This is a genomic window from Burkholderia sp. IDO3 (assembly GCF_003366075.1).
In the GTDB taxonomy this organism is placed as follows: domain Bacteria; phylum Pseudomonadota; class Gammaproteobacteria; order Burkholderiales; family Burkholderiaceae; genus Burkholderia; species Burkholderia anthina.
Window position 1 is genome coordinate 2,444,097 of sequence record NZ_CP028963.1, and the last position, 26,249, is coordinate 2,470,345.

General features: G+C 67.8%; 22 protein-coding genes. 10 read left to right on the forward strand and 12 right to left on the reverse strand.

Annotated elements, in window-relative coordinates; translation table 11 throughout:
* Positions 1-34: 34 nt before the first annotated feature.
* The 7 genes from DCN14_RS26035 (at position 35) to xth (ending at position 4,094) form a co-directional block, all read left to right on the forward strand.
* Positions 35-643 (forward strand): DNA polymerase III subunit beta, encoded by a 609-nt coding sequence (locus DCN14_RS26035; protein WP_205212604.1) that lies wholly within the window; start codon positions 35-37, stop codon positions 641-643.
* Between the two features lie 10 nt (positions 644-653).
* A complete protein-coding gene (locus DCN14_RS38475) occupies positions 654-1,238 on the forward strand; it encodes a VRR-NUC domain-containing protein (protein ID WP_205212605.1) in 585 nt (194 codons plus the stop codon).
* On the forward strand, positions 1,235-1,378 hold the full coding sequence (locus DCN14_RS38115) for a hypothetical protein (protein WP_162826212.1): 144 nt from the start codon (positions 1,235-1,237) through the stop codon (positions 1,376-1,378). Before DCN14_RS38475 ends, DCN14_RS38115 begins: the two co-directional genes overlap by 4 nt.
* Positions 1,378-1,533 (forward strand): hypothetical protein, encoded by a 156-nt coding sequence (locus DCN14_RS26045; protein WP_205212606.1) that lies wholly within the window; start codon positions 1,378-1,380, stop codon positions 1,531-1,533. Before DCN14_RS38115 ends, DCN14_RS26045 begins: the two co-directional genes overlap by 1 nt.
* The gene (locus tag DCN14_RS26050) at positions 1,530-2,990 is read left to right on the forward strand and encodes a DEAD/DEAH box helicase (protein WP_115531445.1); all 1,461 of its coding nucleotides are present in this window, start codon (positions 1,530-1,532) and stop codon (positions 2,988-2,990) included. The genes DCN14_RS26045 and DCN14_RS26050 overlap by 4 nt, the downstream gene beginning before the upstream one ends.
* Positions 2,991-3,016: 26 nt before the next feature.
* On the forward strand, positions 3,017-3,232 hold the full coding sequence (locus DCN14_RS26055; RefSeq protein WP_115531446.1) for a helix-turn-helix domain-containing protein: 216 nt from the start codon (positions 3,017-3,019) through the stop codon (positions 3,230-3,232).
* A gap of 85 nt (positions 3,233-3,317) precedes the next feature.
* Entirely contained in the window at positions 3,318-4,094 is a 777-nt protein-coding gene (gene xth / locus DCN14_RS26060) for an exodeoxyribonuclease III (RefSeq protein WP_096508993.1), read from the forward strand.
* A gap of 25 nt (positions 4,095-4,119) precedes the next feature.
* Here xth and DCN14_RS26065 read toward each other — a convergent pair whose 3' ends face one another.
* From DCN14_RS26065 to glnA, 4 genes are all read right to left on the reverse strand, one after another.
* Positions 4,120-6,234, reverse strand: coding sequence for a prolyl oligopeptidase family serine peptidase (locus DCN14_RS26065; RefSeq protein WP_096508994.1), 2,115 nt, complete (start codon positions 6,232-6,234; stop codon positions 4,120-4,122).
* 80 nt (positions 6,235-6,314) lie between these two features.
* Positions 6,315-7,835, reverse strand: a complete 1,521-nt coding sequence (gene ntrC, locus DCN14_RS26070) for a nitrogen regulation protein NR(I) (protein WP_096508995.1) — start codon at positions 7,833-7,835, stop codon at positions 6,315-6,317.
* A gap of 43 nt (positions 7,836-7,878) precedes the next feature.
* Positions 7,879-9,021 carry a nitrogen regulation protein NR(II) gene (gene glnL / locus DCN14_RS26075; RefSeq protein ID WP_162826245.1) on the reverse strand — a complete coding sequence of 381 codons (1,143 nt, stop codon included), beginning with the start codon at positions 9,019-9,021 and terminating at the stop codon, positions 7,879-7,881.
* Positions 9,022-9,182: 161 nt separating this feature from the next.
* A complete protein-coding gene (glnA, locus tag DCN14_RS26080; RefSeq protein WP_096508996.1) occupies positions 9,183-10,598 on the reverse strand; it encodes a type I glutamate--ammonia ligase in 1,416 nt (471 codons plus the stop codon).
* A 406-nt stretch (positions 10,599-11,004) separates the two neighbouring features.
* Here glnA and DCN14_RS26085 point away from each other — a divergent pair, with 406 nt between their 5' ends.
* Positions 11,005-11,469, forward strand: a complete 465-nt coding sequence (locus DCN14_RS26085; protein ID WP_096508997.1) for a rhodanese-like domain-containing protein — start codon at positions 11,005-11,007, stop codon at positions 11,467-11,469.
* 136 nt (positions 11,470-11,605) lie between these two features.
* On the opposite strand, the gene DCN14_RS26090 is transcribed toward DCN14_RS26085, so the two are convergent.
* The 5 genes from DCN14_RS26090 to hrpA form a co-directional block, all read right to left on the reverse strand.
* Positions 11,606-12,421 carry a molybdopterin-binding protein gene (locus DCN14_RS26090; RefSeq protein ID WP_096508998.1) on the reverse strand — a complete coding sequence of 272 codons (816 nt, stop codon included), beginning with the start codon at positions 12,419-12,421 and terminating at the stop codon, positions 11,606-11,608.
* Positions 12,418-13,245 carry an EI24 domain-containing protein gene (locus tag DCN14_RS26095; protein WP_096508999.1) on the reverse strand — a complete coding sequence of 276 codons (828 nt, stop codon included), beginning with the start codon at positions 13,243-13,245 and terminating at the stop codon, positions 12,418-12,420. Before DCN14_RS26095 ends, DCN14_RS26090 begins: the two co-directional genes overlap by 4 nt.
* A gap of 120 nt (positions 13,246-13,365) precedes the next feature.
* Positions 13,366-14,340: a sterol desaturase family protein gene (locus DCN14_RS26100; protein WP_096509000.1), complete on the reverse strand. Its 975-nt coding sequence runs from the start codon at positions 14,338-14,340 to the stop codon at positions 13,366-13,368.
* Positions 14,341-14,356: 16 nt separating this feature from the next.
* The gene (locus tag DCN14_RS26105) at positions 14,357-15,346 is read right to left on the reverse strand and encodes a beta-propeller fold lactonase family protein (protein WP_096509001.1); all 990 of its coding nucleotides are present in this window, start codon (positions 15,344-15,346) and stop codon (positions 14,357-14,359) included.
* Between the two features lie 180 nt (positions 15,347-15,526).
* Positions 15,527-19,732: an ATP-dependent RNA helicase HrpA gene (gene hrpA / locus DCN14_RS26110; RefSeq protein WP_115531447.1), complete on the reverse strand. Its 4,206-nt coding sequence runs from the start codon at positions 19,730-19,732 to the stop codon at positions 15,527-15,529.
* A gap of 23 nt (positions 19,733-19,755) precedes the next feature.
* Between hrpA and argA the strand changes: the two genes are divergently transcribed.
* Both argA and DCN14_RS26120 read left to right on the forward strand, forming a co-directional pair.
* Positions 19,756-21,135, forward strand: a complete 1,380-nt coding sequence (argA, locus tag DCN14_RS26115; RefSeq protein ID WP_096508623.1) for an amino-acid N-acetyltransferase — start codon at positions 19,756-19,758, stop codon at positions 21,133-21,135.
* 51 nt (positions 21,136-21,186) lie between these two features.
* Positions 21,187-21,462: an oxidative damage protection protein gene (locus tag DCN14_RS26120; RefSeq protein ID WP_096508624.1), complete on the forward strand. Its 276-nt coding sequence runs from the start codon at positions 21,187-21,189 to the stop codon at positions 21,460-21,462.
* 125 nt (positions 21,463-21,587) lie between these two features.
* Here the strand turns inward: DCN14_RS26120 and DCN14_RS26125 are convergent, their stop codons facing one another.
* The 3 genes from DCN14_RS26125 to DCN14_RS26135 all read right to left on the reverse strand — a co-directional run bounded on the left by DCN14_RS26125 (position 21,588) and on the right by DCN14_RS26135 (position 26,105).
* A complete protein-coding gene (locus DCN14_RS26125; protein WP_096508625.1) occupies positions 21,588-23,006 on the reverse strand; it encodes an MFS transporter in 1,419 nt (472 codons plus the stop codon).
* Between the two features lie 148 nt (positions 23,007-23,154).
* Entirely contained in the window at positions 23,155-24,357 is a 1,203-nt protein-coding gene (locus tag DCN14_RS26130; protein WP_096508626.1) for a CoA transferase, read from the reverse strand.
* Entirely contained in the window at positions 24,354-26,105 is a 1,752-nt protein-coding gene (locus tag DCN14_RS26135; protein WP_096508627.1) for an acyl-CoA dehydrogenase family protein, read from the reverse strand. The genes DCN14_RS26130 and DCN14_RS26135 overlap by 4 nt, the downstream gene beginning before the upstream one ends.
* Between the last annotated feature and the right edge of the window lie 144 nt (positions 26,106-26,249).

A 26,249-nucleotide genomic window follows, 5' to 3' on the forward strand; every position in this document is an offset into this window, starting at 1 on the left:
TGTACAGTTACACTTAACACGAACGGAGAACGGCGTGCAGACCATCCACTTCACCATCGCGCAGCTCAAGGCCGCGCAAATCCTCGCAGCACATCAAGACATCCGCTACTACCTCAACGGCGTGTTCATCGAGGCAACGCCGTTCGAAACCCGGCTCGTCGCAACCGACGGTCACAAGGCGGGTGTTTTCCGATACGCAGTCGAGAACGATGTTTCGGACGGCGCAACGGCCGAGGTGATCATTCCGCACGACGCCATCGATAAGCTCAAGGTGGCTAAAAGCGACCTGACGGCAGTCGTACGCCTCGAGGTGGACGATCGCCAGTGTGCGCTGTGTGTCGACGCAATGAGCGCGCGCATCCAATTCGTCGCAGTCGACGGTCGCTATCCCGACTACCGGCGCATCTTCCCGAAAACGATGTCTGGCGTTCCGGGCCAGTACCGCGCCGATCTGCTGATGGATTTCGCGAAAGCCGCGAAGCTGCTGATCAAAAAGTCGCCGGCAGTGATGCCGCGACTCACCTACGACGGCAACTGCGCACGCGTGTCGTTCGACGATTACGACGACTTCGCAGGCGTGGTGATGGGGTGGCAAATCCCCGCTGCGTCGAAGACGCGCCCGGCCGATACGAGCTGGATCTAAGGAGACGGCCATGCTCGAGAAGACCGTCGAAACCTACCTCGTCGACCGTGTCCGCGCAGCGGGCGGCGGCGCCTACAAATTCAGCAGCCCCGCGCGAGTGAGCGTGCCCGACCGCATCGTCGTGTTCCCGCCGGCGCGCATCTACTTCGTCGAGTTGAAGCGGCCCGGCGGCAAGCCGACGCGGGGCCAGATGCGCGAGCACGAGCGCCTGCGCGCGCTCGGCTGCGACGTGCGCGTGATCGACAGCCGCGAAGCTGTCGACGCGTTCGTGCGCGAAGTCAGCGCGGCGCCCGCGCTAACGCAGGGCGGCCATTGCGAACGCGCCGGCGGTTGCGTATGCGGCGGCGATCTGCCGCGCGTGCGCGAGGGTTGTTCGGAGTGGGTGAAGGCTGGCAACGCCCCGCGCGCGCCGTGGCCAGTGCTCGAACCGCTGCACCTCGAAGCGATCGTGTTCGCCTACAACGAGGGCTATTCGAAGGCGTATGACGGCCGCACGTTCCCGAATCCGTTTGCTGAATCAGGATCTCAGGCCGCCGCCTGGGTGCTCGGCACGCGCGATGGCAAGGACGCCCGTGCGCAGCGAGGTGTCGCGTGAAAGCCGCAATCTACGCCCTCGCCTGCGTCGGTGCGTTCGTCATGACGCTGGCCCTTGCTGGCGCGCTCGGCATCGGCAACTTCCGTCTGTACTACGGCCTGACCGCCGTCGAATTCTGCGCGGCGGGGTACGGCACGTGATGCAGACGATCAAACCCCGCGCGCGGCAGCTCAGCGCCGGCAACTGGTACGTGACGGACCGCCGCGGCATCGCCGCTTTCGACGACACGCTCGACGGCGCGCTCGCGCTGTACTTCCGTTGCGTGTTGCACGTCGCGACGGAGCCGCGCCCATGACCGCCCGCCGCAAGTTCATCCCGTGGGAGTATCAGGGCCCCATCATCGAGCACGAGCAGGAGATCGAGCGGTCGAACGTGTGGGCTGGCATGGGCCTCGGCAAGACGGGCAGCACGCTCACGGCGCTCGAATCGCTCTACCACTTCGGGATCGAGACGATGCCGACGCTCGTGTGCGCGCCGCTGCGTGTCGCTCAGTCGACCTGGCCGGACGAGTGCGAGAAGTGGGAACACCTGTCCGGCATGGAAGTGGTGCCGATCCTCGGCGATCCGGCGCGCCGCGCGATGCAGCTGCGCCGCGACGCGCCTGTGTTCTCGATCAACTACGAGAACATCCCCTGGCTGATCGACTGGTTCAAGCACAACCCACGCCCGTGGCCGTTCGGCACGGTCGTGGCCGACGAGTCGACGAAGCTGAAGTCGACGCGCGTGTCGAACCAGCGCAGCACGAAGGGCAAGGATTTCGTGAAAAAGTCCGGCGGCAGCGTGCGCGGCCGTGCCCTCGCCGAAGTCGCGCACACGAAGGTGCGGCGATGGGTGAACCTCACCGGCACGCCGTCACCGAACGGGCTGCAGGATCTCTGGGGGCAGCAGTGGTTCGTCGACGGCGGCCAGCGGCTCGGGCGCAGCTACTCGGCGTTCGAGGAACGTTGGTTCCAGTCCGTGCCAAACGGCAACGGCTACCACCAGACGCGCCCGTTGCCGCATGCGCAGCCGCAGATTCAGGAAGCACTCGCCGACTGCACGATCTCGCTCGATCCGGCCGACTGGTTCGACCTGGACGAGCCGATCGTGCGCCCGGTCTACGTCGAGCTGCCGGCGGCCGCGCGGCGGCTGTACCGTGACATGGAACGCCAGATGTTCATGGAGATCGACGACAGCCCGATCGAGGCCATGAACGCCGCGAGCAAGACGATGAAGTGCCTGCAGCTCGCGAACGGCGCCGTCTACAAGCAGGAAGACGACGGCCACGACACCGCGCCGTGGCACGAGGTGCACGACCTGAAGCTGCAGGCGCTCGAAGAGATCGTCGAGGAAGCGGCCGGCATGCCGGTGCTCGTCGCCTACCACTTCAAGTCGGATCTCGCGCGGCTGCAGCGCGCGTTCCCGCGCGGGCGGCAGCTCGACCACAACCCGCAGACAATCCGCGACTGGAACGCCGGCAAGATCCCCGTGATGTTCGCGCACCCCGCCAGCGCCGGCCACGGCCTGAACCTGCAGGACGGCGGCAACATCCTCGCGGTCTTCGGCCACTGGTGGAACCTCGAGGAATACATGCAGATCGTCGAGCGGATCGGCCCCGTGCGCCAGCTGCAGGCCGGGCACCGCCGCCCCGTTTTCATCTACCCGATCATCGCGCGCGACACGATCGACGAGGACGTCGTCGAGCGCCGCGAAACGAAGCGCGCCGTGCAGGACATCCTGCTCGACGCCATGAAACGCCGCGCCGGCCGTTGACCGCGCGCAGACCAGGAGCAACCACCATGCACACGCCCCTTCAATCCCCGCCGACACCGACGCCGCCCGTGAAGCTTTACCGCGTCGCCGAGGTGTCGAAGATGCTCGGCGTCTGCCGGGCCACCGTCTACAATCTGGTGCGCGACGGCAAGCTCACGCTCGTGAAGATTGGCAAGCGTTCGAGCGGCATCACGTCGACCAGTTTGGACGCGCTTGTGTCGCGCCCGAACAACACAAATTGAATCGGGTAGCTAGATGGGTAGTCAAAACCGGATTTCAGCTACCCATCGCCAGCAAACCCGCGCCGGATAAGGCGAAGAGGATTTAATGAAGATTGCCACCTGGAACGTCAACTCGCTCAACGTCCGCAAGCAGCACGTGCTCGACTGGCTCGCGCAAAGCGGGACCGACGTGCTGTGCCTGCAGGAACTGAAGCTGCCGGACGAGAAATACCCGCGCGCCGATCTGGAAGCAGCCGGCTACCGCAGCTGGTTCACGGGTCAGAAGACCTACAACGGCGTCGCGATCCTCGTGCGCGACACGCTCGCCGTCGACGAATCGGACGTCGTGCGCAACATCCCCGGTTTCGAGGACCCGCAGCAGCGTGTCGTTGCGGTGACGGTCGACGGCGTGCGCATCGTGTCCGCATATTTCCCGAACGGCCAGGCTCCCGACTCCGACAAGTTCGTCTACAAGATGCAGTGGCTCGATGCGCTGCAGGCGTGGCTGGGCACCGAGATGCAGCGCCATCCGAAACTCGCGCTGCTCGGCGACTTCAACATCGCGCCCGAAGATCGCGACGTGCACGACCCGGCGAAATGGGAAGGCCAGAACCTCGTGTCGCCGCAGGAGCGCGCGCACTTCGCGAAGCTGATCGAGCTCGGCTTCGTCGATGCGTTCCGTCGCTTCGAGCAACCCGAGAAGACCTTCACGTGGTGGGACTACCGGATGTTCGCGTTCCGCCGCAACGCGGGGCTGCGCATCGACCACATCCTGCTGTCGCCGGCGCTCGCCGAAACCTGCGCGTCGTGCGAGGTCGACCGCGTGCCGCGCACGTGGGAACAGCCGTCCGATCACACGCCCGTCGTCGCGATCGTCGGCTAAGCGCCCCACCCGCTCACGCCCGCGCTCAACCGCGCGCGGGCGCGGGCCCGAGATGGGCCCACAGGAAGCCGAATTCCGCCGCATCCGCTTCGGCACGCTCCAGATCGTCGGCGCTGCCGTGGCCGCCGTCGGTGTTCTCCCAGTACCACACCCGTTCGTGACCCAGCGCATGCATGCGCGCGGCCATCTTGCGCGCATGCGCGGGATGCACGCGATCGTCGCGCGTGGACGTCGTGAGCAGCAGCGGCGGATATACGACGCCTTCGCTCACGCGGTGATACGGCGAATAGGCGGCGAGCGCCGCGCCTTCGCGCGGATCGTCCGGATCGCCGTACTCGTCGAGCCACGCGGCACCTGCGTGCAGCTTCGGGTAGCGCCGCATGTCGAGCAGCGGCACGCGGCACAGCACCGCGCCGAACAGCTCCGGCCGCTGCACCATGCATGCGCCGACCAGCAGCCCGCCGTTGCTGCCGCCCTCGATCCCGAGCTGCGCGGCCGTCGTCACGCCAGTGCGAATCAGATCCTCGGCCACTGCGATGAAGTCGTCGAACGAACGCTGCCGATGCTCGCGCTGCGCGTCGACGTGCCAGCCCGGCCCGAATTCGCCGCCGCCGCGGATGTGCGCGAACGCCGCGACGCCGCCGCGTTCGAGCCATGCGATGCCGAGTGCATCGCTATAGCCCGGCAGGTTCGGAATCGCGAAGCCGCCATAGCCGGACAGCAGGCATGGCCGCGCGACGCGAGGCGTACCCCGCGCATCGCGTTCATCCAGCGCGTCGCGCGGCCCGATCAGCGTGTACGGGACGATCGTGCCGTCGCGCGAGCGCGCGTTCGCACGGCGCACGACGAGTCCGGCCGCATCGAAACGCACCGGCGGACGGTCGAGCAGCACGCGGCGCGACGGTGCATCGGCCGCCCGGTCGGCCAAATCGGCGAGCCAGCATTCGGGCGGATCGACGTAGGTGTCGACGTCCACATACACGTCGTCGTTCAGCGTCGACTCGACCGGCTCGACATCGATCTGCGCGTCGCCCGGCCAGTCGAACGGCCGCGCGTCCCACGTCCACGCACCGTCGTCGCGCTGCGTCGGCTGCCACAGCATCGTGCGGTTGTGCACGTCGTCGAGCCAGCTCGCGATCAGCGTGGTGCGCGTGTGCGTCCACGTGCACGCGGACGTCGACGGCCGCGGCTCGAACAGCGTCGTGAATTCGCGCGACCCGGCGAGGAACGCCTGCTCGCGGATCGCGAGCAGCGAGCCGCCCGCGTGATGCGTGCCGCCGCAGTCCCAGTCGAGCCGCGGCTCCAGCATCAGCCAGCCTTCCCAGAAACCGACCTCGACATGGGTCGGCACATCGTAGCGCGCCCATTCGCCGGCGTCGGTCAGCCAGTACGAATGCGCGTCGAAGAAGTCCACGCTGCGCCACGCGACATGGCGGCCGTCGATCGGATCGAACCACGCGCCCGCGCTGATGTCGTCGGGTTCGCCGCGAAACACGACGGGCGCATCCGCGAGCGGCGTGCCGCGCACCCAGCGTCGCGCGTCGTACGGATAGCCGGCCGCGGTCGCATGCGCTTCGCCGCGATCCCAGCTCACGTAGACGGTATCGCGGTCGATCCAGCCGACCGTGTGATGTCCCGGCGCGTCGATCGTGAAACCGCCGTCGACGAAACGGCGCTGCACGAGATCGAACTCGCGCACGACGACCGCGTCGGCGCCGCCCGGCGACAGCGACAGCAGCGCCCGGTCGCCGTCCGGATACAGGATCGTGTCCTGCTCGAACACCCACGACTCGCCCTCCTGCGCGCCGAGCGCATCGACGTCGAGCAGCGTTTCCCAGTCGGGCCGGCCGGCGCGCCAGTCGTCCCAGCGCGCGCGGCGCCACAGTCCTTTGGGATGGAGATCGTCCTGCCACAGGTCGTACGCCCAGTCGCGCCAGCGAGTCGGGATCACCGGGCGTTCGCGCGGCAGATACGCCTGGGCGAGCCGCGCGGCGAGCGCGCGATATGCATCGTCGTCGCGCAGCGCGACACGCGTGCGCGCATTCTGCTCGTCGACCCACGCGCGGGCGCGCTTGCTGTCGAGCGCTTCGAGAAAACGGAACGGATCGGCCCCGGCGGGCCAGCGGAAGGAATCGGACATGACGGAGACGCACGTGACGGCAAACCGCGATTATGTCCGATCGCGGCATGCGCGACGTCCGCGCATGCCGCGTGCGGTGCTTACGGCTCCAGGTGGAGCTCCTGGATCTTGCGCGTGATCGTGTTGCGACCAATGCCGAGCCGCTCCGCCGCCTCGACCTTGCGGCCGCGCGTGAAATCGAGCGCCTCGCGGATCACGGCCGCCTCGAAGCGGCGCGCGAGTTCGTCCATCACGTCGCCCGAATTCTCGCGCAACAGCCGCGCGACTTCGGTACGCAGGCCGCTCTCCCACATCGGATAGCCGGCCGGTGTGCCGTTCGGTGCGGCCGCGACGGGCGCAGCCGTCAGCTGTACTGCGCCGGGTACCGGCTGTGCGCGCGCCACGTCGCCGGCAGCGCTGCCGCCGTACGCATCCGCGCCGTCGGCCGTTGCGGCCACCGGCGCGCCGGCCGGCACGAGATCGGGCGGCAAGTCTTTGATCTCGACCGTCTGCGCGGGCGCCATCACGGTCAGCCAGTTCGCGAGGTTCTCGAGTTGCCGCACGTTGCCGGGAAACGCCAGCGATGTCAGGTACGCGAGCGCCTCGTCGGACACGCGCTTCGGCTCGACACCGAGATCGCGCGCACTCTTTTGCAGGAAGTGGCGCGTGAGCAGCGCGATGTCCTCGCTGCGCTCGCGCAGCGGCGGCAGCCGCAGCCGGATCACGTTGAGCCGGTGGTAAAGGTCTTCGCGGAACAGCCCCTGACGCACGCGCGCCTCGAGATTCTGGTGCGTCGCGGCGATCACGCGCACGTTCGCGCGCAGCGGGTTGTGACCGCCGACGCGATAGAACTGGCCGTCCGACAGCACGCGCAACAGGCGCGTCTGCAGATCGAACGGCATGTCGCCGATTTCGTCGAGGAACAACGTGCCGTTCTCGGCCTGCTCGAAACGGCCCTGGCGCGTGGTTTGCGCGCCGGTGAACGCGCCGCGCTCATGGCCGAACAATTCGGATTCGAGCAAATCCTTCGGAATCGCCGCGGTGTTCAGCGCGATGAACGGGCCGTTCGCACGCGGGCTGTGACGGTGCAGCGCACGCGCGACGAGCTCCTTGCCGGTGCCCGATTCGCCCGTGATCAGCACGGTCGCGGCCGAGTGCGACAGGCGGCCGATCGCGCGGAACATGTCCTGCATCGCGGGCGCCTGCCCGAGCATCTCGGGCGCTTCGGCCACGCGCTCGTCCTGCGGCGCGCCGCCGCGCAGGCTTTCCTCGACCGCGCGCCGAATCAGCTCGACGGCCTTGTCGACGTCGAACGGCTTCGCGAGATATTCGAACGCGCCGCCCTGGAACGCCGCGACGGCGCTGTCGAGGTCGGAAAACGCCGTCATGATGATGACGGGCAGGCCCGGCAGACGCTCGTGCATCGCCTGCAGCAACTCGAGGCCGGATCCGCCCGGCATCCGGATGTCGGACACGAGCACCTGCGGTGTCTCGTGATCGAGTGCGGCCAGCGCATCGCGCACGTTCGCGAAACTCTTCGTCGCGAAGCTGTCCCGGGCGAGCGCCTTTTCAAGCACCCAGCGGATCGATTGGTCGTCGTCTACTATCCAGATCGGCTTCATAGGTCGGTCAGATATTGGTGAATCCGGTGAATCGCACTGCCGCTCAATGGTCGAGCGGCAGCAGAATCTGAAACTCGGTACGTCCGGGCCGGCTCTCGACCTCGATCATCCCGTCGTGCTGCTGCACGAAGGTCTGCGCGAGCGTGAGGCCGAGGCCGCTGCCGTCGTCGCGGCCGGACACGAGCGGATAGAAGATCCGGTCGCGGATCTCTTCCGGAATGCCAGGCCCGTTGTCGACCACGTGCAAGTCCAGTGCCAGCTTGTACAGGCGCTTCGCGATCGTCACCTTGCGCGCGACGCGCGTGCGCAGCTCGATCTTCGCGTCGCCCTGCGCGATCCGCTCGCGCAGCGCCTGCGCGGCGTTGCGCACGATGTTCAGCAGCGCCTGGATCAGTTGCTCCTTGTCGCCGCGCAAGTCCGGCACGCTCACGTCGTAGTCGCGCTCGATCGTGAGCCCGCGCGGAAATTCCGCGAGCATCACCGCGCGCACGCGTTCGCACACTTCATGAATGTTCACGTCGCCGACGATGTGCGGATGCCGATGCGGCTCCAGCAACCGGTCGACGAGCGTCTGCAGGCGGTCGGACTCCTTGATGATCACCTGCGTGTATTCGCGCAACTCGCCGCGCTCGCGCTCGCTCAGTTCGAATTCGAGCAGCTGGGCTGCGCCGCGAATGCCGCCGAGCGGGTTCTTGATCTCGTGCGCGAGGTTGCGAATCAGTTGCTTGTTGACCGCGGTCAGATCGTGAATGCGCTCCTCGCGATCGGTACGCGACTGCCGTTCGTTCTCGAACAGCTCGACGAGCACGAAATCGGGCGCGGTCTCGAGGAAACCGACGATCGCATGCACGTGCAGCGCCTCGTGGCCGGGCCGGTCGAGCACCGTGTCGAGATGCGTCGCGTGAAAGCGCTCCTCGCCGATCGCGGTGATCGTCGACGCGAGCGCGTTCGCGTTCGGGAAAATCTCGCCCCACGGCCGCTGCGCGAGCTGCCGGCGCGAAAGGTCGAGCATCGCCTCCGCGGACGGATTCGCGAACACGACCCGCAGCGTCTTGCGGTCGAGCACGATCACGACCGTCGGCAGCGCTTCCAGCCCCGCCAGCAGGCCCGAGTGCATGAGCCGCTCGTCTTCCGTCAGTCGCTCGGGCTGCCCCGTCTTCGCCTTGATCAGATTCTTCAGAGCCATCGTGCGTATCGTCGCGCCTCACCGGGTCGGAAAATGGAAATGCTCGGAACAAAAAAGGGACGGCTGGACGCCGTCCCCTTTCAGACTCCGCGGTTCCCGCCGCAGGCCGCGCGACGGGAACGAACCGGCATGACGGCGCTGAATCTAAGCGCCATCGCCGATTACAGCGAGTAGTACATCTCGAACTCGATCGGGTGCGTCGTCATGCGGAACTTCGCCAGCTCCTGCTCCTTCAGCCCCAGGTACGCGTCGAGCATGCCGTCGGTGAACACGCCACCGCGCGTCAGGAACTCGCGATCCTTGTCGAGCGCTTCCAGCGCCTGGTCGAGGCCTGCGCAGACGGTCGGGATCTTTGCATCCTCTTCCGGCGGCAGGTCGTACAGGTTCTTGTCCGCTGCTTCGCCCGGATGGATCTTGTTCTGGATCCCGTCCAGACCCGCCATCATCAGTGCCGAGAACAGCAGATACGGGTTCGCCATCGGATCCGGGAAGCGCGTTTCGATACGGCGGCCCTTCGGGTTCGACACGTGCGGAATGCGGATCGATGCCGAACGGTTGCGCGCCGAGTAAGCGAGCTTGACCGGTGCTTCGAAGTGCGGAACCAGACGCTTGTACGAGTTCGTCGTCGGATTCGTGATCGCGTTCAGCGCGCGGGCGTGCTTGATGATGCCGCCGATGTAGAACAGCGCCATTTCCGACAGGCCGGCATAGCCGTTGCCCGCGAACAGGTTCTGGCCGTCCTTCCAGATCGACTGGTGAACGTGCATGCCAGAACCGTTGTCGCCGACGACCGGCTTCGGCATGAACGTCGCCGTCTTGCCGTACGAGTGCGCGACGTTATGGATGATGTACTTCGACCATTGCGTCCAGTCGGCGCGCTCGACCAGCGTCGAGAACTTCGTGCCGATTTCGTTCTGGCCCTGGCCCGCCACTTCGTGGTGGTGCACTTCGACCGGGATGCCGAGCTGTTCGAGCAGCAGGCACATTTCCGAACGCATGTCCTGGAACGTGTCGACCGGCGCGACCGGGAAGTAGCCGCCCTTCGTGCCCGGACGGTGGCCCGTGTTGCCGCCTTCGAATTCCTTGCCCGACGACCACGGCGCTTCTTCCGAGTTGATCTTCACGAAGCAGCCCGACATGTCCGTGTTCCACTGGACCGAGTCGAAAATGAAGAATTCCGGTTCCGGACCGAAGTAGGCGGTGTCGCCGATGCCCGTGCTCTTCAGGTACGCTTCGGCGCGCTTCGCGAGCGAGCGCGGGTCGCGCTCGTAGCCCTTGCCGTCGGCCGGCTCGACCACGTCGCAGGTCAGCACCAGGGTCGACTCTTCATAGAACGGGTCGATGAAGGCAGCGTTCGGGTCCGGCATGAGCAGCATGTCCGACGCCTCGATACCCTTCCAGCCCGCGATCGACGAACCGTCGAATGCATGACCGCTCTCGAACTTGTCTTCGTCAAACGCCGAAACCGGCACCGACACGTGCTGTTCCTTGCCGCGCGTATCCGTGAAGCGGAAATCGACAAACTTGACGTCCTCGTCCTTCACGAGCTGCATGACGTCGGCGACGGTTTTACTCATAACCTCTTCTCCTGATTGAACAATTCCGGCGGACTGGGAACCGCCTCGTTTATCGAGCTGCCCGGAGTCTGGCTTTGGCGCAGCGCGCTCCGGGTCGACCGAATTCTATATAGCAGCTTCCATGCCAACCCTGCGCCGAATCGGCGAGAATCGCGCCCGCCCGCGCCGTGGCGGGGCCCGGCTGCGCAATTCCGGGGCCACGCACCGCGGCGCCCGCCGGCCGATCGCACCGCGATGGTGCAATCGGCGCGGCACATCGGCGGGATGGAATCATTCTGGTGCATGCGCGCCATTCTGCACTCTTTTGGTGAGTGCGTGGGCGGTGCATGCACCGCACGGCGCCCGGACATCCCTGCGGCGGCAGCGCGCTAGAATGCGCGTTTGACCGATACGGAGACCTCCTGCCATGAGTACGCTCGACCAGCTTTACGCCAAGGCCGAAGAACGCCGCACCCAGGGCTCGCTCGACTATGCCGGCGCGCTGCTGCCGGTCGAGGCATTCGAACTGCTGCAGCTCGACCCGTCGGCCCGCCTCGTCGACGTGCGCACCCGCGCCGAGCTCGACTGGATCGGCCGCCCGCTCGTCGGCGACGGCCAGTACCTGCACATCGAATGGACGCGCTACCCGGGCGGCGTGCCGAACGCCGAATTCGTCAACGAACTAAAGGCAGCCATCGCACCCGACACGCCCGTGCTGTTCCTGTGCCGCAGCGCCGCGCGCTCGAAGCTCGCCGCGGTCGCCTCCGCGCAGGCCGGCTTCACGAAGGCGCTCGACCTGCTCGAAGGCTTCGAAGGCGCGAAGGACGCCGAAGGCCATCGCAAGACGGTCGACGGCTGGTGCTTCCGAAAACTGCCGTGGATCGGCGCCTGAGCGCGCCTGCCGTCCGCCGCGCCCGACTGCGACATCGTCGAGCCGGGCGATGACACCCCGATGACGGGCCGCGTTGCGCGGCCCGTGCCTTTTGTGCGGCCGTTTCGTGCTTGTGCGCGACCGGATTGCCGGCCGCTCAGGCGCGCGGCGCGTCCGGTTCGACGATGTCGCCGCCGAGCAGGTGCACGCCTTCGCGCAGCTTCACGAACGCGGCCGCGACCGCCTCCGGCTCGCCCTTCACGCCGAGATCGATATGCCGGCGCGCGTAGATCCCGCCGCGCTCGGCGTCGCCCACGCTCGGCAGGCTGAACACGCGCACGCCGGGGAAGTCGCGCTCGATCCTTTCCATCAGCGGCGCGAGCGTCGATTCCGGCAGTTCGAACACGTACAGCGAGCGCTCCGCGTGCGGGCTCGCGTGATGCAGGTGCCGGTACTTCGTGTCGAGCACCCATTCGATCATCGGCCACGCCATGACCGGGAAGCCCGGCACGAAGTGCAGATCGCCGACCGAGAAGCCGGGAATCCGGTTGTACCCGTTCGGGATGATCGCGGCACCCGCCGGGAACACGCCCATGTTGAAGCGGTGCTGGTTTTCCGGCGAATCGAAGTTGACCGGCGTGGCCGGATCGGTGTGCATCTCGCGGATGCGCTCCGAGATCAGCACCTTCGCTTCCGGATGCAGCTCGAGCGGCACGCCGAGCGCGGCGGCCGCGCACTGGCGCGTGTGGTCGTCCGGCGTCGCGCCGATCCCGCCCGTCGAGAACACGATGTCGCCGGATGCGATCGCGCGCGCGAGCGTCGCGGTGATGCGCGCCGGATCGTCGCCGATGTATTCGGCCCAGTCGAGCGCGAGGCCGCGCGCGCCGAGCAGCTCGATGACCTTCGCCAGATGCTTGTCCTGCCGGCGGCCCGAAAGGATTTCGTCGCCGATGATGATGATGCCGATGCTCATGCCTGCCCCATGTCGATTGCGGTGGCGCGCGAGCTCGCGCGCAGGTCTTCCAGCGCGCGCAGGCAGTAGTGCCCGAACCACAGCGCCGAGAAGACGAGGATGAAAGCGTATACCCAGATCATGGCCGCCGCGACGAACGGGAACAGCACCATCATCCAGACCGACGAGACCCACACGAAGGTCGGAACGGTGCCGAGCAGCCCGGTCGCGACGCCGATGCCGATCAGCGGCCAGCGATGCTGCCGCACGAGTGCCCGGCGCTCGTCGCGGCTCGCGTGCTGCGCGAGCGCGTCGTAGGTCATCACGCGGTACGTGAGCCAGCCCCAGATCACGGGCGGCAGCAGCGCGAAGAACGGCGGAATCAGCCACAGCGGGATCGTGACGACGAGCAGCACGACGCCGACGAGCGCCGCGCCGAGCGAATTGAACACGCTGCCGAAGAACGTGCCGCCGCGCTTCGTCTCGAGCGCAGCGAACTGCCGGTTCGACAGGTGCCTGATCACGACCGGCATCGAAATCGCCGCGATCAGCAGCAGCACGGTAAGCACGATCAGCGGAATCGCCAGCGACACGACGACGAACGGCGCGATGACCGCATGCAGCTGCGACATCCCGATCGCGTCGAATGCGCGGTACAGCGCGGCCGTCAGCATGAAGCCGTCGAGCGCGCCGCGCGCGGCGTCGATCAGTGTCTGCCACGAGAACCACAGCACGACGCCCCACAGCAGCGCCGACACGACGAACGGCATCAGGGTGAGCCACAGCATGCGCGGGTGCAGCGCGCTGACGAGCGCCCGGACGAAGGAGCGCAGCAAGTCGTTCATGCGAGCCTTTGGTGCCTGTATTGATGGAGAAAAACGGGGAAAGGATAAACCACACGGCCCGCATGCGCCAAAGCACATGCGGGCCGTGTGGGAACGCCGTTCAACGGGAAAATGACCGGATCAGGCCGATGCCGCGCCGCGCTTCGCGGGAACGATGCGCCGGAAGATGCGCACGAACGCGAGGCCGTGCTGCGCCCAGAAGCCTTCGCCGTAGGACACGCCTTCGACCTGCTCGCGGATGCCGGTCGGCTCGACCGTGCGGTTCCACGACGCGGTGCCGAACATCATGTCCCACCACGGGAACAGCACGCCGAAGTTGCAGCCGTACTTGGTGCCTTCGTGGCCGTAGCCGACGGCGTGGTGGCGCCGGTGGAAGGTCGGGCTCACGAGCAGGCGCTCGCCGAGCCGGCCGAACGACAGCCGCGCATTCGTATGCTGGATGCTCTGCAGGAAGTTGGTGACCGCGGTCAGCACGACGAACTGCGATGGCGTCACGCCGATCACGAGCGCGATCGCCGCGAAGAAGCACGATTGCAGCACGTCGTCGAGCAGGTGGTTGCGATCGTCGCACCACAGCGACATCTGCCGCTGGCTGTGATGGACCGCGTGCAGCTCCCACCAGATGCCGAACTTGTGCTGCCAGCGGTGATACCAGTAGCCGGCGAAGTCGAGCACGACGAGGTAGATCGCAAACGCGACGATCGGCTGCGAGGTCACGCCCGGCCACAGATAGTCGAGGTTGAAATTCGCGACGCCATGCAGGCGCATCCACGCCTGGAAGTTGTCGAACACCGGCTGCAGCGCGAAGAAGAAGAACAGCGTGTAGATGCCGAGCTTCGAGATCGCCGTGTAGATCACGTCGACCCGCACCGCGCGGCGGTTCTTCCAGCGCTCGACGGGCGCGAGCGCCTCGAGCGGGCGCAGCAGCGCGAACATCAGCACCATCTGCAGCGCGCCGATGATGACCCAGTAGAGTGCGTCGTAGGTGTCCTCGTCATAGTCCATCAGGTTGAACTTGAAGAGGAGCGGCTGCACGACGTCGACATACAGCCAGGTCTGGATGTCCGACACGAACGCATCGATCAGGTGCAGCATCGTTCGCCTCCGTCCGTCACGCGCCGTTCGCAGCCTTCCACGGCGCGCGGTCGTAGAAGTAGATCCCGTGCGGCGAGCGGCCGACGGAGATCGTCTGCACCAGCTTGCGCGACGGCAAGTCGATGATACCGACCTTCTTCGCGAAGCGGAACGTCACCCACAGCGTCTTCTTGTCGGCGGACAGCTCCATGTCGTCCGGCCCCGGCAGCAGGCCGGTGATGTCGCCGACGTTGGTGAGCGTGTTCTCGTCGATGATGCTGATCGTATTCGCGACCCGGTTCGTGACCGCGACGTGCGTGCCGTCGGCGAGCGAACGGAAGTTGTGCGCGCCCTTGCCCGTCACGATCTGCTTGACGACCTTCTGGTTGCGCCAGTCGACCACCGCGACGTAATCCGAGCCGGTCATCCCGACCAGCAGGTACTTGTCGTCCGGCGTGAGCCACAGGCCCGCCGGCACCTTGCCGACCTTCATCTTCCACTTGACCGTCTGCGTCGGCAGATCGATCGCCGCGATCTCGCCGGACACCTGCAGCGACACGAGCAGCGTCTTGCTGTCCTTCGTGAACGCGAGGTGGCTCGGCATGACTCCGAGCGGCACGCGCTTCACGAGGCGCAGGTCGCGACCGTCGTAGCCGTAGATGTCGACGCGGTCGAGGCGCAGCCCGGCAGCCGCGAACCATTTGCGGTCGGGCGAGAAGCCGAGCTGGTACGGATCGTCGATCCCTTCGACGGTGCGCTGCAGCTTGCCCGTCTTCGGATCGAGGAACATCAGGCTGTTCGAGACCGAATTTGCGACGATCAGCGACGCATTGTCGGGCGTAATCATCAGGTGGTGCGGCTCCTTGCCGGTTGGCATCGTGGAGACGACCTGGCGGGTCTGCTGATCGATCAGGGAAAGCGTCGCTTCGGCCGAGTTGAGGACGATCACGTTATTCGCGTGTGCGGCGGGCGCCAGTACGGCGGCGGCCAGCGCGAGCGTGCGGCCGAAAGAAAGGAAAGTGCGCATGAAGACTCACGTCGTGGAACAACAGTCATTGTAAAACGTTCGACCGGCCCCGCCGGTTGACGGGAGCCGGCGTTGCGCCACTTCGACGCACGCCGCGACGGCCATACGGCCGGCTGCGGCAGGCGCTGCGCCGCCGACCGGGGCCGGCGGCCGGTGCGGGCCCGGAAAACCGCCGTTGCACTAGCGCTGCATCGACTCCCAGACCTTGTGCAGACGCTTGACAGAGACAGGCATCGGCGTGCGCAGTTCCTGCGCAAATAACGAAATTCGCAGTTCCTCGAGCAGCCAGCGGAATTCCGCGAGCCGCGAGTCCGCCACGCCGCCGCGCTGCGACACCGCGCGCTGGTACTGCTGAACGAGCGGCAGCAGCTCGGCGGACTGCTTCGCGTCGCGCGCCGGATCGGCCTTCAGCTTGTCGATCCGCAGCGCGATGCCCTTCAGGTAGCGCGGAAAGTGCGCAAGCTGCACGTAAGGGGTGTCGATCACGAAGCGCTTGCCGACCAGCGCCGCGAGCTGCTGCTGGAGATCGGCGTGGGCCTGCGCGAACGGTTTCGCCTGTGCGAGCTTCTTCGCGAGACCCGCGTATTCGGCGAGGATCTGCCCGACGAGCCGCGCGATCTCCTGCGCAAGCAGGTTCAGGCGGCTGCGGCCCTCGTCGCGACGCGCGTGGAAGCTCGCGTCGTCGTCGGGCAGCGGATCCTGCAGGCACGCGCGGTCGAGCGCCGTGTCGATCAACTGGTCGCGCAGCTCGTCCTGCGTGCCGAGCGACATGTACTGCATCGCCATCTCGCGCAGCCCCGGCAGGTTCTTCTCGAGGAACTTGATCGGCTCCTTCAGTTGCAGCGCGAACAGGCGCCGCAGGCCGGCCCGGTGGATCCGCGCGGCCTCCTCGGGCGAGTCGAACACCTCGACGTCGCAGTGCGTGCCGCGATCGACGAGCGCCGGGTAGCCGTACAGCGTCTGGCCGCGCCGGCGGATCTCCAGCAGCTCGGGGAGCTTGCCGAAGTTCCACGTCGTCAGGTTCTCATACAGCGCCGTCGCGCCCGCTTCCGCCGGCGCGGCCGTCTGCGGCGCGGCGCCCTTGCCCGCCTTGCCGCCCTTCGCTGCGGGCGCCGGTGCCAGTGCCTGCCCGGCTGCGGACGCCGGCGCGTCGCCCGTGTCGGTTTCGCCGCCCGGGGAGATCGTCGACGCCGCCGCGATCTTCTGGAACTGCTGCTGCGCCTGCGCGCCGAGCTCCTGGCGCAGTTGCGCGAGGTTGCGCCCCATCGCGAGCTGGCGGCCGTGCTCGTCGATCACCTTGAAGTTCATGAACAGGTGCGCGGGCAGCGTCTCGAGCTTGAAGTCGGCCGTCTTCATCATGACCTGCGTCTGCGCACGCACGTCGGCGATCAGCGCCTCGACGAGACCGCCCGCGCCGAAGCGCTCGCGGCCCGTCCGCTCGACGAAACCGGCCGCGTACTCCGGCAGCGGCACGCAGTGCCGGCGCAGCTTCTGCGGCAGCGACTTGAGCAGCAGTTGCACCTTCTCCTTCAGCATCCCCGGCACGAGCCATTCGCAGCGGCGCGCGTCGACCTGGTTCAGCGCGTAGAGCGGCACCGCGAGCGTCACGCCGTCGCGCGGCGTGCCCGGCTCGAAGTGGTACGTGAGCGCCATCTCGACGCCGGCCATCGTCGCCCGCTTCGGGAACAGCTCGGTCGTCACGCCGGCCGCCTCGTGGCGCATCAGGTCGTCGCGCGACAGGTACAGCAGGCGCTGCCTGTCGTCCGGCTGGACGCCCTGCTTCACCTCGTCGCGATACCAGCGCTCGAACGCGGCGCCCGTGTGGATGCCCGCCGGAATCGCCTGGTCGTAGTACGCGTAGATCAGCTCGTCGTCGACCAGCACGTCCTGCCGGCGCGACTTGTGCTCGAGCTGCTCGATGTCGGCGAGCAGCTTGCGGTTGTGCGCGAAGAACGGCAGCTTCGTGTCGAATTCGCCTTCGACGAGCGCGCCGCGGATGAACAGCTCGCGCGCGCGCGCCGGATCCTGCTTGCCGAACGCGACGCGCCGGCGGTGGTAGATCGGCAGCCCGTACAGCGTCGCGCGCTCGAACGCGCTGACCTGGGCGGGACGCTTCTCCCAGTGCGGCTCGGACAGCGACTTCTTCAGCAGGTGCGCGCCGATCTTCTCGACCCACTCCGGCTCGATCTTCGCGAGGCAGCGCGCGTACAGCCGGCTCGTCTCGACGAGTTCGGCCGCCATCACCCAGCGGCCGGCCTTCTTCGCGAGCGCGGAGCCCGGCCATAGATAAAACTTGATCCCGCGCGCGCCGAGGTAATGCGGATCGTCGTCGGCCTTCATGCCGAGGTTGCCGAGCAGGCCGGTCAACAGGGCCAGATGCACCTGCTCATAGGTCGCCTCGGCCTCGTTGAGCCGCCAGCCGTGCTCGCGCACGACCGTCAGCAGTTGCGAATGGACGTCGCGCCATTCGCGCAGCCGCAGGTGCGACAGAAAATTCTGCCGGCACGCGTCGACGAGCTGGCGATTCGATTTCTTGTGCGCGACGGCCTCTTCGAACCACGCCCAGATCTTCAGCCATTGCAGGAATTCGGAGCGCTCGTCGGCGAACCGGCGATGCGCCTGGTCGGCCTGCTCCTGCGCCTCGATCGGGCGATCGCGCGGATCCTGCACGGACAGCGCGCTCGCGATGATCAGCACCTCGCGCAGCGACTGCTGGTCGCGCGCGGCGAGAATCATCCGGCCGACGCGCGGGTCGAGCGGCAGCCGCGCAAGCTCGCGCCCGAGCGGCGTCAGCGCGTTGTCGTCGTCGACCGCGCCGAGCTCGTTGAGCAACTGGTAGCCGTCCGCGATCGCGCGCCCGGGCGGCGGCTCGAGGAACGGAAACGATTCGATCGCCGTCAGGTGCAGCGACTTCATCCGCAGGATCACCGACGCGAGCGACGCGCGCAGGATTTCCGGATCGGTGAAGCGGGCGCGCGCCTGGTAGTCGGTTTCTTCATACAGGCGGATGCACACGCCGTCGGCCACCCGGCCACAGCGGCCCGCGCGCTGGTTCGCGGCGGCCTGCGAGATCGACTCGACCTGCAGCTGCTCGACCTTGTTGCGGTACGAATAGCGCTTCACGCGCGCGAGGCCCGTGTCAACGACGTAGCGGATGCCCGGCACCGTCAGCGACGTTTCGGCCACGTTGGTCGCGAGCACGATCCGGCGCGCGTTCGACGCCTTGAACACCTTGTCCTGGTCGGCCGCCGACAGCCGCGCGAAGAGCGGCAGGATCTCGGTATGCGGCGGGTGGTGCTTGCGCAGCGCCTCGGCCGCTTCGCGGATCTCGCGCTCGCCGGGCAGGAACACCAGCACGTCGCCGGGGCCTTCGCGGCACAGCTCGTCGACCGCGTCGACGATCGCGTCCATCAGGTCGCGTTCGGCCTCGCGCGCGGTCTTCACGCGGTCGCGGCCGCCGGTGCCTTCGGCGTTCTTCACGGCCGGGCGATCCTCGGCCACCGGCCGGTAACGCATCTCGACCGGATACAGCCGCCCGCTCACCTCGATCACGGGCGCCGGGCGCTCGTCGGTGCCGAAATGGCGCGCGAAGCGGTCGGCGTCGATCGTCGCGGACGTGACGATCAGCTTCAGGTCCGGCCGCCTCGGAAGAATCTCCTTCAGATAGCCGAGCAGGAAGTCGATGTTCAGGCTGCGCTCGTGCGCCTCGTCGATGATGAGCGTGTCGTACGCCTTCAGCAGCGGATCGGTCTGCGTCTCGGCGAGCAGGATCCCGTCCGTCATCAGCTTGACGGACGCGCCCGGCGCGAGATTGTCGGTGAAGCGCACCTTGTAGCCGACCACTTCGCCGAACGGCGTGCCGAGCTCCTCGGCGATGCGTCGGCCGGTCGACGACGCGGCCAGGCGCCGCGGCTGCGTGTGGCCGATCAGCCCCGTGCCGCCGGCACCGAGGCCGCGGCCGAGATCGAGACAGATCTTCGGCAACTGGGTGGTCTTGCCCGAGCCCGTTTCGCCGCAGACGATGACAACCTGATGACCGGCGATCGCACGCGCGATTTCGTCGCGTTTGCCCGACACGGGCAGGCTTTCGGGATACGTGATCGGCGGAACGGGGTTCGGTGCGACGGCGGCGCGCGGCGCACGCTCGCGGCGCGGTGCGCGCTCGCCGGTCGCCTGCGGCGCGCCCTTGACGGCTGGCTGGGCCGGCTGGCCCGACTCGCCGCGCCGTTCGCCGCCGCGCGGCCCGCGCGGCGGCTGGCTGGCCTGCTGTTGCTGCTGGCGCGGCGGCTGGCCCTGCTGCTGACGCGCATCGGCCGCACCATCCGGGTGCTTCGCCGACGGCGCTTTGGCCCGCGTCGGCGCGGGACTTTTAGGTACATTCGACATGGGGGCGCATTATAATCCCGCCCATGAATTCCCAAACCGACCTCCCTCCCGCCCAGACCGACGCCGCGACGTCGCCGGCCGCCGACGATTCGGCCGCCAGCCACGCGCAGTTCGTCGACTGGATGCGCTCCGTCGCGCCCTATATCCACAAGTTCCGCAACAGCACGTTCGTCGTGGGGTTCGGCGGCGAAGTGGTGCAGCAGGGGCTGCTGAACGCGCTCGTGTCCGACATCGCGCTGCTGCAGGCGATGGGCATCCAGATCGTGCTCGTGCACGGCTCGCGGCCGCAGGTCGAGGAGCAGCTGAGCCTGCATGGTGTCGAATCCGAGTTTTCGCACGGGCTGCGCATCACCGATGCGCGCGCGCTCGAATCCGCGAAGGAAGCGGCCGGCGAAGTGCGTCTCGACATCGAGGCCGCGATCAGCCAGGGTCTGCCGAACTCGCCGATGGCGCACGCGCACATCAGCGTCGTGTCCGGCAACTTCGTGACCGCGCGGCCGGTGGGGATTCTCGACGGGGTCGACTTCGCGCACACGGGCATCGTGCGCAAGATCGACGCCGAATCGATCCGTCATTCGCTCGCGAGCCGCAAGCTCGTGCTGCTGTCGCCGCTCGGCTTCTCGCCGACCGGCGAAGCGTTCAACCTGTCGATGGAAGACGTCGCATCGGCCGCCGCGATCGCGCTGCGCGCCGACAAGATCATCTTCCTGACCGAAGCGCCCGGCATCGTCGACGACGAGGGCGAGCTGGTCCGCGAAATGTCGCTGGATGCGGCCGCCGAGCTGCTCGATTCCGGCAACGTCCAGGGCGACGACGCGTTCTTCCTGAAGCATTCGATCCGCGCATGCCGCGGCGGCGTGACCCGGGCCCACCTGATTCCGCAGTCGCTCGACGGCAGCATGCTGCTCGAACTGTTCCTGCACGACGGCGTCGGCACGATGATCTCGTACGAGAACCTCGAGAGCCTGCGCGAAGCGACGCCGGACGACGTCGGCGGCATCCTGTCGCTGATCGAGCCGCTCGAATCCGACGGCACGCTGGTGCGGCGCGGCCGTCACCAGATCGAACGCGACATCGATCACTTCTCGGTGATCGAGCACGATGGCGTGCTGTTCGGCTGCGCGGCGCTGTATCCGTACCAGCAGGAAAAGATCGGCGAGATGGCGTGCCTGACGGTCGCGCCGGAAGCGCAAGGCTCCGGCGACGGCGAACGCCTGCTCAAGCGCATCGAGCAGCGCGCCCGCGCGCGCGGCCTCACGCACATCTTCGTGCTCACGACGCGCACCGAGCACTGGTTCCTCAAGCGCGGCTTCGTCAAGGTGAGCGTCGACGACCTGCCGGAAGACCGCCGCAAACTCTATAACTGGCAGCGCAAGTCGCTCGTGCTGATGAAACAGCTCTGAGCGCAGGCACGACTGCCCTCCCCCAGACACCGATTACAGGAGAAGTACACGATGGCTCGAATGATCCAATGCGCGAAGCTCGGCAAGGAAGCCGAAGCGCTCGATTTCCCGCCGCTGCCGGGCGAACTCGGCAAGCGCATCTACGAAAGCGTGTCGAAGGAAGCATGGCAAGGCTGGCTCAAGCAGCAGACGATGCTGATCAACGAGAACCGCCTGAACATGGCCGACCCGCGCGCGCGCCAGTACCTGATGAAGCAGACCGAGAAGTACTTCTTCGGCGACGGCGCGGACCAGGCGTCCGGCTACGTGCCGCCGACCGAAGGCTGAGCCTCCGCGAATCGCGATGGCCGGCCATGCCGGCGCATCGCACAAAAAGCAAACGGCACCGTGTATCGCACGGTGCCGTTTGCTTTTGGCGGGGCGTTTTCCGGGAACGCGCCGCCCCGCCCGGCTTACCCCGCCGGTTTCAACGTGGCGCGCTCGTCCTCGCGCGCCGTCGTGCCCGCCGGGTTGTCGGCGCCGGTACTTTCGGTGCCCCATTCGGCCGCATCGCTGCGCTCGGCCGTCGACAGTTCGTTCGCGCGATAGCCGGTGCGATTCAGCAGCGCCAGCATGCACGCGAGCGATACGAGCGCATAGAGCCCCGACGCGATCGCGACGCCGACGATGCTGCCGGTCGCATTCAGGATCGCCTGCGCGAGCACCGGCGTGCCGCCGCCGACGACGAGCGCGCTCAACTGGTACGCGAGCGACAGCCCGGTGTAGCGGATGTTGGCCGGAAACACGCGTGCGAGCACGCCGCCGACCGCGCCGTAGAACATCGCGGACGGAATCGTCGAGATGCACATGCCCGCAACGGCGACCCCGTACGAACGCGTGGCGAGCGCATGGAACATCACCGGCATCAGCACGATCTCCGGAATCAGGATCCAGCACATCGCACGCCGCATGTCGACCTTCGACACGAACCACGCGCCGATCGGCTGCATCAGGAACTGCACGACGAGCGAGATCGACAGGATGCCGAGGAAGGTGCCCTGCGCATAGCCGAGCTCCTTGGTGGCCCACGACAGCGCGAACGTGCTGCGGAAGTACGTGACGTTGATCACCGGCAGCGTGCCGGCCGCGAGCAGTACGACGGGCCAGTGGTCGCGCACGACGTCGCGCAGCGGCAGCTTCACCGTACGCTTGCGCGCGAGCACGCGCTGCATGTCGACCGATTCCTCGAGCCGCAGCCGGATCACCATTCCGATGAGCACGAGTACGGCCGACAGCAGGAACGGGATGCGCCAGCCCCACATCAGAAACGACGGCGTCGGCAGCGCGCTCAGCGCGAAGAACGCGGCCGTCGCGAGCAGGTTGCCGGTAGGCGAACCCTGCTGTGCGAATGCCGCGTACAGGATGCTGCGATGCTTCGGCGCGTTCTCGCTCGCGATCAGCACCGCGCCGCCCCACTCGCCGCCGACAGCGATGCCCTGCAGCACGCGCAGCACGACGAGCCCCACCGGCGCCCATACGCCGATCGACGCATAGCCGGGCAAGAGACCGATGCCGGTCGTCGCGAGGCCCATCATCACGAGCGTGATCACGAGCGCCGTCTTGCGGCCGACGCGATCGCCGAGATGCCCGAACACGATCCCGCCGAGCGGCCGCGCGGCGAAGCCGGCCCAGAACGTGACGAATGCGAGCAGCGTCGCGACGCCGGGATCCATCGTGCTGGAAAAGAACACCTTGCCGAACACGAGCGCCGCGGCCGTGCCGTAGATGTAGAAGTCGTACCACTCGATCGTGGTGCCGACGAATGCCGCGAGGGCGGCGCGGCCGGGCCGCGGTTGCGGTTGTGCGGCGGACGGGGATTGCGGACGGCTCATCGATGTCTCCATGTTCGTGATCGGCCGCGCGACTGTCGCGCGCGTTGCCGGATGGCCGGCATTGCGCCGCCGGCTGGCGGTGTTGCGGTGTTGCGGTGTTGCGTTGAGTCCGCCGAGGGGGTTCACGTGCAGCCGCCCCCTCGGCCGGTCACGTCGGGTCCGGTGCGACCTTCAGCACGCCGGCGTCGAGCAGTTGCTGCTGGAGCACCGGATCGACGCCGAGGCGATCGAGCACCGCGCGCGTGTCGCGCCCGAGCGCGGGCGGCGGCGTGCGGTAAGTCGCCGGCGTACGCGACAGCTTCACCGGCGATGCGGTGCCGCGATACGCGCCGAGCTCGACGAACAGGTTCCGGTGCAGCGCATGCGGATCGCGCGTGACGTCGCCGACGTTGCGTACCGGCCCGCACGGCACGCCCGCTGCCATCAGGTCGCGGGCGAGCGGCTCGCACGAATGCGCGGCGAGCCGTGCCTCCAGCTCGACCTTCAGCTGCGAGCGGTGCGCGCAACGGCTGCGGTTGTCGACGAAACGCGGGTCGCCGGCCAGCGCCGGCGCGCCGAGATGCGCGACGAGCCGCGCGAACTGCCGGTCGTTGCCGACCGCGAGAAAGATCGGCACGGTGGCCGTGCGGTAGCTGTCGTACGGCGCGATGTTCGGATGCGCGTTGCCGCTGCGCTCGGGCACGCGCCCCGAGCCGAAGAAGTTCGGCAGGTGCGGATGCAGCAGCGACACGCCGCAGTCGTACAGCGCGATGTCGATCGACTGGCCCTGGCCGCTCTTCTCCCGCTCCGCGAGCGCGAGCAGGATGCCGGCCAGCGCGTTGAGCCCCGTGACCATGTCGACGATCGGCAGACCGATGCGCATCGCACCGCCGTCGCGCTCGCCATTCACGCTCATCAGCCCGGCCATCGCCTGGATAACCGCGTCGTAGCCGGGCAGCCCGCCGAGCGGGCCGTCTTCGCCGAAGCCCGTCACCGCGCAGTGGATCAGGCGCGGAAAAAGCGGCCGCAGGTCGCGCGCGTAGTCCATCCCCCAGCGCGCGAGCGTGCCGGGCTTGAAGTTCTCGACGAGTACGTCGGCCTCTTCGAGCAGGCGCCACAGGATCGCGCGCCCTTCGTCGCGGGACAGGTCGAGCGCGAGCCCTTCCTTGTTGCGGTTCACACCCATGAAGTACCACGCGGTGTCGCCGAGGAACGGCGGCCCCCAGCCGCGCGTCTCGTCGCCGTCCGGCGGCTCGATCTTGACGACCGTCGCGCCGTGGTCGGCGAGCGCCTGCGTACAGTACGGGCCGCCGAGCACGCGGCTCAGGTCGACGACCTTCAGACCGTCCAGTGCCCCTCGCGTCGCGCTCATCGTTCGACCTCCGGCAGCAGGTCGAGCGCCATGTCGAGCGGCACCGGCGTGCCGCGCAGCAGCGCGTCGAACGCCGCCGGTTCGTCGTCGCGCGACGGCGGCGCGAGCGGGTCGACCGGCAGCAGCTTGTGACGCACGATCAGGTGCGCGAGCGCGAGGCGCCGGTAATCGGGCGCGAGCCGCACGCCTTCGCATGCCATCAGCACGGCCGCGCTCGCGTAATACAGCGCCGACGCGGCCTGCCGCACGCGTGCATCGTCGCCATCCGCCGCGACCCGCGCGAGCGCGTCGCACGCGCGCGTCAGGATGCGCCGCAGTGCCGCGCGGCTCGCGTCGGGCAGCGGCGCGGCGCCGAGCCGGTCGCCGAGGAACGTACGCAGCGCGTCGAGCGCATGCTCGCGCTGCGCGGCACGCGCGACGTCGAGCGCGACGATGTTGCTCGTGCCTTCCCAGATCGAGCCGAGATGCGCATCGCGCACGAGACGCGCATCGCTCCACTCCTCGATGTAGCCGGTGCCGCCGCGCACTTCCATCGCATCGCCCGTCACGCGGCGTGCGTCGCGGCACGCGCGGAACTTGATCAGCGGCGTCAGGATGCGCACGCAGCGCGCGGCCTGCTCGTCACCCGCATCCGCCTGCGGCAGCAGCAGCGCGATCTGCATGAACATCGCGCGCGCGGCCTCGGCGGGCAGCAGCATCTTCATCAGCTGGCGCTGCATCAGCGGCATCTCGATCAGCTTGCGGCCGAACGCGGCGCGGTTCGCCGCCACGTGCAGCGACTCGTTCAGCGCGCGCCGCATCAGCCCGGCCGCCCGCACGCCGTTCGACAGCCGCGACATGTTGATCATGTCGGCCATCTGGTGAAAGCCGCGACCGATCTCGCCGATCAGATACGCCTGCGCGCCTTCGAGCGCGATCTCGCCGCTCGCCATCGAGCGGCTGCCGAGCTTGTCCTTCAACCGCACGATCCGGTACGCGTTGCGCGTGCCGTCCGGCAGCGTCTTCGGCAACAGGAACAGCGCGAGGCCCTTGATGCCGTCCGGCGCGCCGTCGGGCCGCGCCAGCACCATCGCGAGATCGGCGTCCGCGTTCGAGCAGAACCACTTGTCGCCGTACAGACGCCAGACCGCGTTGCCCTGCGCATCCGTTTCGCGCGCCGCGCGCGTCGCGATGCGCGCGACGTCGGAGCCGGCCGCCTGCTCGGTCATGAACATCGCGCCCTGGAACAGCGTGTCGAAATCGCGCGACGCGAGCATCGGCAGGTAACGCTCGACGAGCGCCGGCTCGCCGAAACGGCGCAGCGTGCGCGTAAGCGAATCGGTCATGCTGACCGGGCAGCACAGCCCGAATTCGGCCTGCACGAACAGGAACGTCAGCGCGTATTTGACGAGCGGCGCCACCGCCTCGGGCTGGTGGCTCAGCGACGCCAGCCCGAGCTCCGCATAGGCGACGCGCTCGAGCGCGACATACGCGGGATCCTTGTCGATCCGCTGCACGGCCTCGCCACGCCGGTTGCGGTACTCGAGCACGGGCGGATGCTTGTCCGCGCGCGATGCCCATTCGTCGAGCTCGCCCGACACGCGTGCGCCGAGCGCATGCAGCCGCGGTTCGAGTGCTGCGTATTGGTCGGTGCCGAGATGCAGCTTCAGCAATGCGCCGAGATCGGGATCGGCCGTGAAGAAATTGATGCCCCGGCTGTCGGGGATATTGGATGCGCCGGCCTCCGGCGTGCGAGCGGTGTCGTTCATGCGTGCGTCTCCATGGTGGCCCGGCTGCCGGCCGCTGCCCGCGCCGTGGCGGCGCGGCCGGCCGATGCCAGTCGTTCAGCAGAGCGTAGGCGCGCGATCGATAAGCGTCCAATACAGGATTTATCCGGTACGATAGACGACGCT

What these genes read in the sequence shown, in the direction of transcription:
- DCN14_RS38475 (WP_205212605.1), top strand. Translation starts at nt 654, where the DNA reads ATGCTCGAGAAGACCGTCGAAACCTACCTCGTCGACCGTGTCCGCGCA.
- DCN14_RS26045 (WP_205212606.1), top strand. Translation starts at nt 1,378, where the DNA reads ATGCAGACGATCAAACCCCGCGCGCGGCAGCTCAGCGCCGGCAACTGG.
- DCN14_RS26050 (WP_115531445.1), top strand. Translation starts at nt 1,530, where the DNA reads ATGACCGCCCGCCGCAAGTTCATCCCGTGGGAGTATCAGGGCCCCATC.
- DCN14_RS26055 (WP_115531446.1), top strand. Translation starts at nt 3,017, where the DNA reads ATGCACACGCCCCTTCAATCCCCGCCGACACCGACGCCGCCCGTGAAG.
- xth (WP_096508993.1), top strand. Translation starts at nt 3,318, where the DNA reads ATGAAGATTGCCACCTGGAACGTCAACTCGCTCAACGTCCGCAAGCAG.
- DCN14_RS26065 (WP_096508994.1), bottom strand. Translation starts at nt 6,234, where the DNA reads ATGTCCGATTCCTTCCGCTGGCCCGCCGGGGCCGATCCGTTCCGTTTT.
- ntrC (WP_096508995.1), bottom strand. Translation starts at nt 7,835, where the DNA reads ATGAAGCCGATCTGGATAGTAGACGACGACCAATCGATCCGCTGGGTG.
- glnL (WP_162826245.1), bottom strand. Translation starts at nt 9,021, where the DNA reads ATGGCTCTGAAGAATCTGATCAAGGCGAAGACGGGGCAGCCCGAGCGA.
- glnA (WP_096508996.1), bottom strand. Translation starts at nt 10,598, where the DNA reads ATGAGTAAAACCGTCGCCGACGTCATGCAGCTCGTGAAGGACGAGGAC.
- DCN14_RS26085 (WP_096508997.1), top strand. Translation starts at nt 11,005, where the DNA reads ATGAGTACGCTCGACCAGCTTTACGCCAAGGCCGAAGAACGCCGCACC.
- DCN14_RS26090 (WP_096508998.1), bottom strand. Translation starts at nt 12,421, where the DNA reads ATGAGCATCGGCATCATCATCATCGGCGACGAAATCCTTTCGGGCCGC.
- DCN14_RS26095 (WP_096508999.1), bottom strand. Translation starts at nt 13,245, where the DNA reads ATGAACGACTTGCTGCGCTCCTTCGTCCGGGCGCTCGTCAGCGCGCTG.
- DCN14_RS26100 (WP_096509000.1), bottom strand. Translation starts at nt 14,340, where the DNA reads ATGCTGCACCTGATCGATGCGTTCGTGTCGGACATCCAGACCTGGCTG.
- DCN14_RS26105 (WP_096509001.1), bottom strand. Translation starts at nt 15,346, where the DNA reads ATGCGCACTTTCCTTTCTTTCGGCCGCACGCTCGCGCTGGCCGCCGCC.
- hrpA (WP_115531447.1), bottom strand. Translation starts at nt 19,732, where the DNA reads ATGTCGAATGTACCTAAAAGTCCCGCGCCGACGCGGGCCAAAGCGCCG.
- argA (WP_096508623.1), top strand. Translation starts at nt 19,756, where the DNA reads ATGAATTCCCAAACCGACCTCCCTCCCGCCCAGACCGACGCCGCGACG.
- DCN14_RS26120 (WP_096508624.1), top strand. Translation starts at nt 21,187, where the DNA reads ATGGCTCGAATGATCCAATGCGCGAAGCTCGGCAAGGAAGCCGAAGCG.
- DCN14_RS26125 (WP_096508625.1), bottom strand. Translation starts at nt 23,006, where the DNA reads ATGAGCCGTCCGCAATCCCCGTCCGCCGCACAACCGCAACCGCGGCCC.
- DCN14_RS26130 (WP_096508626.1), bottom strand. Translation starts at nt 24,357, where the DNA reads ATGAGCGCGACGCGAGGGGCACTGGACGGTCTGAAGGTCGTCGACCTG.
- DCN14_RS26135 (WP_096508627.1), bottom strand. Translation starts at nt 26,105, where the DNA reads ATGAACGACACCGCTCGCACGCCGGAGGCCGGCGCATCCAATATCCCC.